Genomic DNA, 11167 nt, shown 5'->3' with positions numbered 1-11167 from the left:
GCCCTACATAGCCATGTGGGCGATGTTACTAGCTATCCGTCAGCATAATAAACATTCTTCACGGCAAATTGAGAGTGTTGTTTGTCCTGGTTTGGGTACTGGGATCGGTAATATTCCCTATCGAGAAGCCGTCAGGCAGATGTCTCTAGCTTACGATCGCTTCCTCTATCCCCCAAAGTGGATTAATTGCTTTGTAGCTGCACAGAGACAATTGGAAATTTGGGAAACATAAAAGACTTCGCTCTAGCTTTTTAGATCAAAATTAAAGCGATCGCCTTAAAGATAAAGCGATCGCCTTTGAGATGAGTATTTAAATCTAATTGATTAAAGATCGAGTTATTTAAGCTTCTTTACTTTTGGTGAAATAGTCACTTAAGGCATCGGCAATAATTTGATTCATCGGTCTGCCTTCTTTTTGAGCAATTTCTTTGAGTTGAGGAAAAATCTCATCGGGGACGCTCACGCGACGTTGATTTTTGCGGAATTTGCGTTTGGGAGTAGTATCTGTATCCATGTAACTTCCTATAGTGTAATTTGCAGCAAAATTGCGAATGGCAGCGAATCCGACACGACTACAGAAAGAACCAAAACTTTCTTTTGCTTTGCGATTGTACATAAAAAATACAAAAATAGGTTCAAAGAAGGTTTCAAGCTCTTCTACGGGCATTTTTTGCTCGTATGGTTGGGCTAGTTGAGTTTGATTGGGCGTACCTCCCAGCCAGATTTGGTATTTTCCAGGCGCACTACCAACAAATCCAAGCTCTGCCATGTAGGGACGAGCGCAACCGTTAGGGCATCCAGTCATCCGAATCGTGAAATGTTCGTCTACCATTCCTAGTTTATTCAATAATGACCGAATGCGATCGGTTATTCCAGGTAATGCTCGTTCCGATTCAGTAATAGCCAAGCCACAAGTGGGTAGAGCGGGGCAAGCCATCGAATAGCGAGTTAGAGGTTCTATAGCGTTGGGATCGGTTTCTATACCTCTATTTTTGAGAATATTCTCGATAGTTTCTTTGTGTTCTGGGGCAATATCGCACAAAATTATGTTGTGGTTGCCCGACAGACGCATAGATATATTAAGCTGTTGGACGATTTCTCTCAGGGCTGTCTTGAGTTGGAAAGCACCTTCATCTTTAACCCTGCCATTTTCTACCCCAATACCAAAGAACCAGTTACCATCTCCTTGTTCGTACCAGCCCAAAAAGTCTTGATATTCCCATTTGGGCAATCTTTTATAGGCTTGGAGTTCTTTACCAAAATATTCTTCTACTTTGGCTTTGAATTTATCTACACCCCAGTCGTGAATCAAGTATTTCATTCTGGCGTGACGACGGTTAAAGCGATCGCCATAGTCTCTTTGAGTGGCAACAATGGCTTTCACTAAATCGTAGACATCTTCTTTGTCTACATAACCAATCTCGTCGGAAATACGGGCAAAGGTTTCTTCCTTGTTGTGAGTGCGACCCAAACCACCCCCAGCTAGAACGTTAAAACCCTGTAACTCGCCTTTTTTATTGGTCATTACCACCAAACTAATATCGTGGGTATAGATATCTACAGAGTTATCTCCAGGTACGGTAACGCAAATCTTAAACTTACGGGGCATAAATTGCTGACCGTAAATCGGTTCGGGGCTACCTTCTACGATCATTCCCCGACCTTTGCTTTGTCTGGCTGCTTTTACTTCTGGGGCTTCTTCGGCACTAATGGCTTTTTCGCCATCTAGCCAAATTTCATAATAAGCACCACTTTGAGGGTTAAGCAGATCGGCAATGTTGTTCGCATACTCAAAAGCATACTGATATTCGGGTTTATTCTTAAAAGGTGCGGGAGGAGACATGATGTTACGGTTAACATCTCCACAAGCACTAAGGGTAGAACCCATGCTGTTGAGGATATTTTGAATCACCGTCTTGAGATTTTTCTTTAAGATGCCGTGAATCTGAAAACCCTGACGGGTGGTAACTCTTAGGGTATGGTTGCCATATTCTTCAGAAAGTTTATCGAGAGTCAAGAACAATTCTGGGGGAATAAACCCTCCTGGGCTGCGGGTACGCAACATCATCTGGTAGTCTTTTTCTTGACCTTTGACTCGATTGTCGCGGTTGTCTTGTTGATAAGAACCGTGAAACTTCAAGATTTGAATGGCATCTTCAGTAAAATGAGTTGTATCTTGCTGGAGTTCTGTTAAAAGAGGTTCTTTTAAAAAATTACTGCGTTCTTTTAGTTTTTCTAATTTGGATGTTTTGATAGGAGCTTGAACCATATACTTCTTATATAAGGATCGGGAGGTAGGGTTAGTCTGATGCTGCTTTATGTTCTGGGGCTTTCAGTTATATCTTAGCGTTTGTAATCTCTAGGAAATTCAAATAGTGAGATAGGAAAGTATAAAAATTATAATTATTGCGTTTTTCTACTTCACTAAAATTTAAAGAGCATTTTTTCTAGCTAGAATTGTCTTCTAGCAGGTCATTTAGGAAAAGATAGTAGGAATTATTTGGTTTTACATCTAGCATCTAAGCCTATTTTTCTACAGACAACATTGGCGAGCCAAACAGTTTTGTAACTGATGCTACTGAGCCGAAAGCCAGCATGGATTTAATATTTTCTCATTTCAGTAACAAAGAACACAAGTTTTTATACTGAAAACGATCGCAAAACTTCTTAATGCTGTGTCTGTTAGATTTAATTTTGTTATCTGAGGAAATTAAATATCCCTACTTTTGGGCGTGTACTCTTTAATCGAGAGGTTAATCCCGCAGGGTTATGTATTATTCACAATATAGCTTGGAATGGGGGATTGAGATATTGGTGAAAACCGACTGGAAAAAATATCAAACATAAAAAAAGCCCAGTCAATTAGGGCTTTGTGACTATTTTAAACTGCGTTTTAATTAAAATCCTTATCTATTAATTGATTCTTCTACCGTTGAAATTTGAATCGTAGTTTGAGGAATTTCTTGGGTGACGACTGCCGAGCTTAAGATCGGAGTACTGTTGACAGAATTGCTACTCAATACAAATAAAGGATTGGATAAAATTCCTGCCAAAGAAGTGACTACCGTAGCCAAGACGATACTTACCTGCAAAGGACGCATTCCTGATAGTTTCCAGTTGACTTGGGGATAATTTTTGACCGATTCGGACATTTCTTGGGGTTCTTTTACCACCATCATTTTGACGACGCGAATGTAGTAGTAAATAGAGACAACGCTAGTAATCAAGCCTAATAGTACTAAACCATACAAACCAGCCTGCCAACCAGCCCAGAATAAATAGATCTTACCGAAAAATCCAGCCATGGGAGGAATACCGCCCAAGGAAAGTAAGCAAATACTCAAACAAAGAGTCAGCAGGGGATCTTTTTGATATAAGCCTGCATATTCGCTAATGCGATCCGTACCAGTGCGGAGGGAGAAGAGAATAATACAAGTAAATGCCCCCAGATTCATAAATAGGTAAACGAACAGATAAAAAATCATGCTGGAATAACCATTTTCCGTACCAGCAATCAAGCCAATCATTACAAAACCAGCTTGAGCGATGGAAGAATAAGCCAACATCCGTTTGATACTGGTTTGAGCTAGAGCTACTACATTACCCAACACCATACTAAGAATAGCTAGGGCGGTAAAGATAAAGTGCCACTGTTCGGTCATCGAACCAAAGGCAGTGACTAACAGGCGAATTGCTAGGGCAAAACCAGCAGCCTTTGAACCCACAGAAAGAAATGCTACTACAGGAGTAGGAGAGCCTTCGTATACATCGGGAGTCCATTGGTGGAAAGGTACGGCAGAAATTTTAAAAGCAATACCCGCAATGATAAATACTAAAGAAATTGCCAAACCTAGAGACTGAACCCCGTTGATGGCAGTAACTTTAGTGGCAATTATATTAAGATTTGTTTCGCCTCCAGACAAACCATAGAGTAGAGACATTCCGTAAAGAAAAATTGCCGAACTAGCAGCACCAATCAGCAAATATTTTAATGCTGCTTCGTTAGAGCGAGGATCTCGCTTCATGTATCCCGTCATCAAGTAAGAAGAAATACTTAACATTTCCAACGAGATAAACACCATTGTTAGTTCGTTTGCCCCAGAAAGGAACATACCGCCTAAAGTAGCCGTTAGCAGAATGGCGATAAATTCTGCCAAAGATGTCCCGATTGCTGAATATAGCGAATTGACATAGGGATAGTAATCACAGCGGAAAGAACGACTATTCCGCGAAAAACAATACTGAGATTGTCCCCATCAAACGAACCGAGAAAAGCGATCGCATTGGGGTTACTCCATTGGAAAAATAGAGCGACAATGGAATTGAATAGACCAAAAATTGCGACATAGGGCAACCAACGGGAAGAGCTACGTCCAAAAATCAAATCGCCGACTAAAATAGTCATCAGGGTGATTATGACAATGCCTTCGGGCAATATCGTCCCTGCATGAAGCTCTTGAGCTACGCTGCTAGAAAAATCCATAGAGTTTTTGGGTACTGTCAAATATATACAATTGAAAAATTGCTAAAAAAGCTATACAAAGGATTGTACTCCCCTGTTCTATTTCTTTATTTAGCTTATTATGTTTTTACTTCTTAACAAGAAAAGTACAAACTCTTCGCTAATCTTGGTTATGGTGAAATTAGGATTGGCTCGTTAAACTAAATTCAATCAAAGAAGTTTGCCGAACCAGGGAAGATAACTATAGATTAGTCATTAAACCTCGATAAACGATCGACACCTGTCATTTTACAGCGATAATTCCATCTCTATGTCAACACTAGTCATTGTCGAATCTCCTACAAAAGCTCGTACTATTCGTAATTATTTGCCTTCTAGCTATCAAGTTGAGGCATCAATGGGTCACGTGCGAGATTTACCACCTTCAGCAAAAGAGATTCCTCCTGCTTATAAAGATAAGAAGTGGGCGACTTTGGGTATCAATGTAGAAGACGAGTTTCAGCCTATTTACGTTGTTCCAGAAAAGAAAAAGAAAGTAGTCAAGGAATTAAAAACTGCCCTCAAGACAGCAGACGAATTGATACTGGCAACGGACGAAGATCGTGAAGGAGAGAGTATTAGCTGGCATTTATTGGAAGTTCTCAAGCCTAAAGTGCCTGTCAAGCGCATGGTATTCCACGAAATTACCAAAGAGGCAATTCAAAAAGCTCTCCAAGATTGTCGCGAAGTGGATCGGGATTTAGTTCACGCTCAAGAAACCAGAAGAATTCTCGATCGCCTGGTAGGATATACGGTTTCTCCTCTATTGTGGAAAAAAATATCTTGGGGACTTTCCGCAGGTAGGGTACAGTCGGTAGCGGTACGTCTGACCGTATTAAGAGAAAGAGAGCGCAGAGCTTTTCAATCTGGGGGATATTGGGATCTTAAGGCGGATCTAGAACAAGATAAACAACCTTTTGAAGCCAAGTTAATTACTTTAGATGGGAAAAAACTTGCCACTGGTAGCGACTTCGATCCCGATACGGGAAAAATTGCCGAAGGCAAAGATGTAGTTTTGCTGAATGAAACCGAAGCCAACGAACTAAAAGAAAGAATTATCGACAAAACTTGGACGGTGAGCAACCGTAGCGAAAGAGCTTCTACCCGCAAGCCCTACGCCCCCTTTACTACTTCAACATTACAAATTGACTCGAACCGCAAACTAGGACTATCTGCTAGAGAAACCATGAGCGTAGCTCAAAAGCTTTATGAAAAGGGTTTTATTACCTATATGCGGACAGATTCGACCCATTTATCCAGTCAAGCTATTTCCGCTGCTAGAAGTTGTATTGAAGAGAAATATGGCAAACAATATCTCAGTCCCAAACCTCGTCAATACAGCACTAAGGCAAAAGGCGCGCAAGAAGCTCACGAAGCGATTCGCCCTGCAGGGGAAACTTTCCGCACTCCCAAGGAAACCAAACTCAAAGACCGCGAATTCAAGCTCTACGATCTAATTTGGAAACGTACTGTTGCCTGTCAGATGGCGGATGCTAGATTGACTCAAATTACGGTCGATGTGAGCGTCGAAAATGCTGTGTTTAGAGCTAACGGTAAGCGAGTAGACTTCCCTGGTTTTTTCAGGGCATATGTTGAAGGATCGGACGATCCCGATGCCGCATTAGAAAACCAAGAAATTCTCTTACCACCCCTTAAAGAAGGGGATAAACCAGACTGTAAAGATTTAGAAGCGATCGGACACGAAACTCAACCTCCCGCTAGATATACCGAAGCCTCTTTAGTTAAAACCCTGGAAAAAGAAGGCATCGGTCGTCCCAGTACTTATGCTACTGTTATTGGTACAATTCTCGATCGCGGTTATGTCCAGATGCGCGGTAAAGCTCTAGTGCCTAGTTTTACTGCTTTTGCAGTGACTGCTTTGTTGGAAGAACATTTTCCCGATCTGGTAGATACGGAATTCACTTCTCATATGGAACAGACTCTCGATGAAATTGCTCGTGGAGGGGCGGAATGGATACCCTATTTGAAAAAGTTTTATCAAGGGGAAACAGGACTCAAAACCCAAATCGATCTTAAAAGCGATGAAATCGAACCCGCAACTGCTAAAACTATCCATTTAGAAAATCTTGATGCAACGGTTAGAATCGGCAAATATGGCCCTTATATCGAAATACCCACCAAAGACGAACCAGAAGCAGATGCTTTGAAAGTTTCGATCCCCGATAGCTTAACTCCTGCCGATCTCAATCCAGAACAAATTGAAGCTTTAATTATTCAGAAGAAAAAAGGTCCTGACAAAGTGGGCATTCATCCCGAAACAGGGGAAGCAATTTACTTTATGGTGGGTAAATATGGTCCCTACGTGCAATTGGGAGAAAAAACTGAAGATGGGCCAAAACCCAAAATGAGTTCTATTCCCAAAAAGGATAGTAAAACCGATGTAAAATTTGAAGATGTTACCTTGGAAATGGCGGTAGGCTTGCTCTCCTTGCCCCGTCTGCTAGGAAATCATCCAGCTACGGGAGGCAAAATTAAGTCTGCTTTGGGACGTTTTGGCCCTTATGTAGTCCATGAATTTAAAGGCCCTGAAGACACTAAAATACAAAGGGATTATCGATCGCTGAAAAAAGAAGATGATGTTCTAACAGTTAGTCTAGAAAGAGCTTTAGAATTACTGGCACAACCCAAACGAGGACGAGGTGGTGCTAAGAAAACTCCTCTAAGAGAACTGGGAACGCATCCTGAAGACAAAGAGCCAGTCAATATTTATAAAGGCCCTTATGGCGAATATATCAAGCACAATAAGATTAATGTCGGTTTACCCGAAGGGGAAACTGTCGAATCTATAACTTTGGAAAAAGCCTTGGAGTTGTTAGCGGAAAAAGAAGCTACTAAGAAGAAAACCACTAAGAAAAAAACTACAGCTAAAAAGAAAACCACTAAGAAAAAAACTACAGCTAAGAAAAAAGTCTCTTAGTTGAACTGGAGACTAGGGAACTAGGAGATGAAAAATAATAGTATATTCGCTCCTAATTTCTTTTTCTTTTGTCTAGTAGCCACAAGTAGCTTGGAGGTTATGAGTTTATTAATCGGCGAAGAGCAAAGATACAGGATTATTATCGACCACCAGAACTGTATCCTGTAGATCGTAAGCACTATCACTGGTATCGCTAGTTCCTAATTCTACTAACAATAGCTCTTCATAGCTGCTAAGACCGACCAGCATTTCTTCTATAGAAGCTTGCCCTGAAAATCCATCGATATCTGGTACAGTATCGTTTGCACCTAGCAACATAGTATCTTCTGGTGCAACGGAAGCACCGTGACTGATGCAACTCAAATTATAAACGTTGTAAACAAAGCTTAAGTTATTGACGGAATCAAAATCAGTACTTGTATATTTATCACCTTTAGATAAGGTAGTTAACCAGTTGTTATTTTGATCGTACACATCAATTTGGATATCAGCTTGAGTGGTATCCGAACCACATTGAAAAGCAGAATCGCGATAGTGAAGCTCTAAACCAAACACATCATCGGATAATGCAACTACTTTTTTAGCTCCTCCAAAAGTTACCATGCTTCCTAATAAGCAAAAAGCGATCGCAGTTTTGAATAATCCGTTTTTATAGTTACGTAAATCTATCATTTAATGTATGTTTACCAGTAATTTTTTCTTATTCTTCTTAAAAATAACTGCTTAAAAACACATAAGACTTCAGTATTTTCCTCATGTTTTCTGTAATTTTATGGAGAAGCAAAACACCAAAAAATAAGATTTTATTTAAGGAATTATAAAGCAAGACCCACAATGCTATCTTATTATGGGCTTTGGCGACTTACGTATAAATACGTAAAAGCTTTTAAATAAATTAGCCTTTTCTCCTTGCCCTTGAACCCTTTCCCAACCTACGCAGGATCATTTGTTTGTTAGACGCTCACGTTAAAGATATTGTTCGATCAAATCGACGATCGCTTTTTCTTTGAAACCTTGAGCTAAATATCTTAGTTGTTGGGCTAAAGGGGCGTATGCCTCGTCTAATTCTTCTAAACAATCGGCTCGTTCGCGAATTTTTTTCATACTGCCTAGCATAGCTAGTTCGTACAAAATTTCAACTTCTTCTGTAGGAAGTGCGATCGTCTGTTTGTCAGATTTACTTTGAGAGTTGTGTCGTTCGTTTGCCTTAATTTTGGAAAGAGTTACTTGAGGATCTTCATAAATCCAGTTAAGTTTGAGATATTTTTGTAATAAAGCCAATAAATCTTCTTGTCTAAATGGTTTGGCTAAAAATGCTTGACAACCAGCCGAACGGCTGAGATCGCGATCTGATTGGGAAGCACTAGCAGAAATTGCAATAATCACTGTATTTTCTAGCCTCGGAATTTTTCTGATTTCTTGGACTGCTTCAAATCCAGTTTTTACAGGCATGATTAAATCGGTCAAAATGCAGTCTGGTTTTATTTTTTGAGCTAGTTCTATTTCTTGTTGTCCGTCTTCTCCTAAAACAATCTGAAATCCCAAAGGTTGGAGTAGATGGAGAAGTATCAAACGGTTTTCTTCTTTATCGTCTACCACTAGGATGGTTTTTCTTTGACCTTGATAGCCAACTATCTGAAGTTTTGGCTCGGTAAAGCTTTCTATTTTGGTTGTTTGGACTGCGGGGAAAGTAAGGCTAAACCAAAATTTAGATCCTCGATTGGGTTTGCTGGCAACTTTGATTTCTCCCCCCATCAAGGTAACCAAATTCGTAGTAATCGCCAAACCCAAACCAGTACCACCCTGTCTTTTTTTGACATCTCCCACTTGCTGGAAAGGTTGAAAAATTTGTTTCAATTGTTGGTGAGTCATTCCCACTCCCGTATCGATTACTTGGAAGCGTAAAGTTTTCTCATTTGATTGTTGAGGATTTTGAGGAGCAATTAGATCGACTATCAGGGAAACTTTACCTCGATCGGTAAATTTCACCGCATTACCCAAAAGATTGAGCAATATTTGTCGGAGTCTTTTTTCATCAACTTCTATTCCTATGGGCAAATTTTGAGCCAGAATACACTCAAACCGAATACTTTTTTCGATGGCTTGTAAGCGAATCATATCCCCAATACTGTTAAAAAAACTTTCACAGTGAACTTCTGTGGGATAAAGTTCTAGCTTGCACGCTTCAATTTTAGAGAGATCGAGTATATCGTTGATTAAAGTTAAAAGATGATTGCCACTGTCATGGATTATTTTTAAACCATTTTGTTGTTTGTCATTTAAAGTACGATCTCGCAACAGAATTTGCGTGTAGCCCAAAATACCATTTAAGGGAGTTCGCAACTCGTGACTCATGCTAGATAAAAGAGAGCTTTTGGCTTGATTGGCTTGGTCGGCGATCGCTTTAGCATCTTCTAATTCTTCTAAAGCTTTTTTCAACTCTAAAGCTCGATCCGAAGCATAAGTTTCGCTTTGATGTAATGCTTCTGCTCGAAATTTTAAATCCTCAACCATTTTGTGGAATTCCGAGGTCATGAAGTTAAAAGTACGAGCTAAAATAGCAAATTCATCGTTACTTTTAACGGTAATTTCACAATCCAACGCTCCAGAAGCCAGGTACTGGGTAGCGGTAATTATTTGCTTTAAAGGTTCGGTTACCGCGCGACTCCAATAATAGGCAAAGATACTAGCAATTGTAGTCAAGATAGCCACAAGAAATAAGCTTTGTTTTTTTTGCTCGGTCAATTTTTGTTGTGCGGAAACGGTAGATATTTCTATGGCGATCGCAGCAACTATTTGTTCCTCCACAACGATCGATCTACCTGCAATTAGACTATCTGAATTCCAATTCCAAATAGTAGTTTCGCTCCCGATAATTTGCTTCCCCCAAGAATCTAATTTTTTTATGGTGCTGGGATTTTTGTCTTCTGAAAGTCTATTTATAGCGATCGCTTTACCAGTTGAGTCATAAACGATGCTATCGAGAATGAGATCTTGCTGTTTTAATCTTGTTAATGTGTTGTCGATGAATTCTATGGTTTGAGAATTCTCTAATTCAGGAATAGATTTGGTTAAAGTTTTCAAGAGAATATCTGATTCTCGCTCGAACTGTTGGTGAAAAAATTCTCGATTGCGACTCAGACTAAAATTGCTAGCAACTATTGTGGAGGACAGAATTAAACCAGTCATTGCCAGAGTAATTTTAGTTCCCAATGATATCTGTAGTTTTCGTTTTACTCTCTGATATTCATTCATCGTTTTTTAGTTTTAGATTATTTGTTTCTCTTAGCTTTAATGGCTATTTCCTAATTTGGGAAACAGAAGGGGTAGTCGGGGTTGGAGATTCGGGTTTTAGTTGTAATAAGACCCAGTTAATTAATCCAGACAATAAAGGCAGAGTAAAACAAATAATTAGGGCGATCGCAACATAGCGAAATATGGCTGGTCTTTTACTTCCTTCGGGATTGTGACCGCAACTCAGACAGGTTTCTACTCCTTCTGCATTGAGAGTACCGCAAACTTTACAAGGTTTTAACATTGAGCATTGAGCATTTAACATTTAACATTGAGCATTTAACATTTAACATTGAGCATTTAATATTTAACATTTATGTTTGGTATTGCCCAATCGTGACAAGTTAAGGAACTTACTCATTAGTCAACTACTAAACATAGTGTATGGTTGCTTTAAAGAACACTATATAAGAGCAAAAAGTCAACCTGTATGG

At 39.7% G+C, this 11167-nt stretch carries 5 protein-coding genes and 2 pseudogenes; 2 read left to right on the top strand and 5 right to left on the bottom strand.

Translation table 11 applies throughout. The annotated features are described in order from the left end of the window. A pseudogene (locus AC33VI_RS04870) lies at positions 1-232 on the top strand (macro domain-containing protein); the annotation flags it as partial. A gap of 108 nt (positions 233-340) precedes the next feature. On the opposite strand, the gene sir reads toward AC33VI_RS04870, so the two are convergent. Together sir and AC33VI_RS04860 are read right to left on the bottom strand one after the other, a co-directional pair. Next, positions 341-2269, bottom strand: coding sequence for a sulfite reductase, ferredoxin dependent (gene sir, locus AC33VI_RS04865; RefSeq protein WP_491781139.1), 1929 nt, complete (start codon positions 2267-2269; stop codon positions 341-343). Between the two features lie 637 nt (positions 2270-2906). Further along, a pseudogene (locus AC33VI_RS04860) lies at positions 2907-4483 on the bottom strand (NAD(P)H-quinone oxidoreductase subunit N). Between the two features lie 289 nt (positions 4484-4772). Here AC33VI_RS04860 and topA point away from each other — a divergent pair. After that, positions 4773-7439 (top strand): type I DNA topoisomerase, encoded by a 2667-nt coding sequence (topA, locus tag AC33VI_RS04855; RefSeq protein ID WP_491781138.1) that lies wholly within the window; start codon positions 4773-4775, stop codon positions 7437-7439. Positions 7440-7547: 108 nt separating this feature from the next. Here topA and AC33VI_RS04850 read toward each other — a convergent pair whose 3' ends face one another. From AC33VI_RS04850 to AC33VI_RS04840, 3 genes are all read right to left on the bottom strand, one after another. Continuing rightward, the gene (locus AC33VI_RS04850) at positions 7548-8111 is read right to left on the bottom strand and encodes a hypothetical protein (protein ID WP_491781137.1); all 564 of its coding nucleotides are present in this window, start codon (positions 8109-8111) and stop codon (positions 7548-7550) included. Between the two features lie 294 nt (positions 8112-8405). Next, a complete protein-coding gene (locus tag AC33VI_RS04845) occupies positions 8406-10694 on the bottom strand; it encodes an ATP-binding protein (RefSeq protein ID WP_491781136.1) in 2289 nt (762 codons plus the stop codon). Positions 10695-10737: 43 nt separating this feature from the next. After that, positions 10738-10977 carry a hypothetical protein gene (locus AC33VI_RS04840; protein WP_491781135.1) on the bottom strand — a complete coding sequence of 80 codons (240 nt, stop codon included), beginning with the start codon at positions 10975-10977 and terminating at the stop codon, positions 10738-10740. Between the last annotated feature and the right edge of the window lie 190 nt (positions 10978-11167).

This window comes from Waterburya sp. (genome assembly GCF_058530065.1).
Note: the sequence above shows the minus strand (reverse complement) of the source record. Positions and strands in the feature narration are given on the sequence as shown.

What these genes read in the sequence shown, in the direction of transcription:
- sir (WP_491781139.1), bottom strand. Translation starts at nt 2,269, where the DNA reads ATGGTTCAAGCTCCTATCAAAACATCCAAATTAGAAAAACTAAAAGAA.
- topA (WP_491781138.1), top strand. Translation starts at nt 4,773, where the DNA reads ATGTCAACACTAGTCATTGTCGAATCTCCTACAAAAGCTCGTACTATT.
- AC33VI_RS04850 (WP_491781137.1), bottom strand. Translation starts at nt 8,111, where the DNA reads ATGATAGATTTACGTAACTATAAAAACGGATTATTCAAAACTGCGATC.
- AC33VI_RS04845 (WP_491781136.1), bottom strand. Translation starts at nt 10,694, where the DNA reads ATGAATGAATATCAGAGAGTAAAACGAAAACTACAGATATCATTGGGA.
- AC33VI_RS04840 (WP_491781135.1), bottom strand. Translation starts at nt 10,977, where the DNA reads ATGTTAAAACCTTGTAAAGTTTGCGGTACTCTCAATGCAGAAGGAGTA.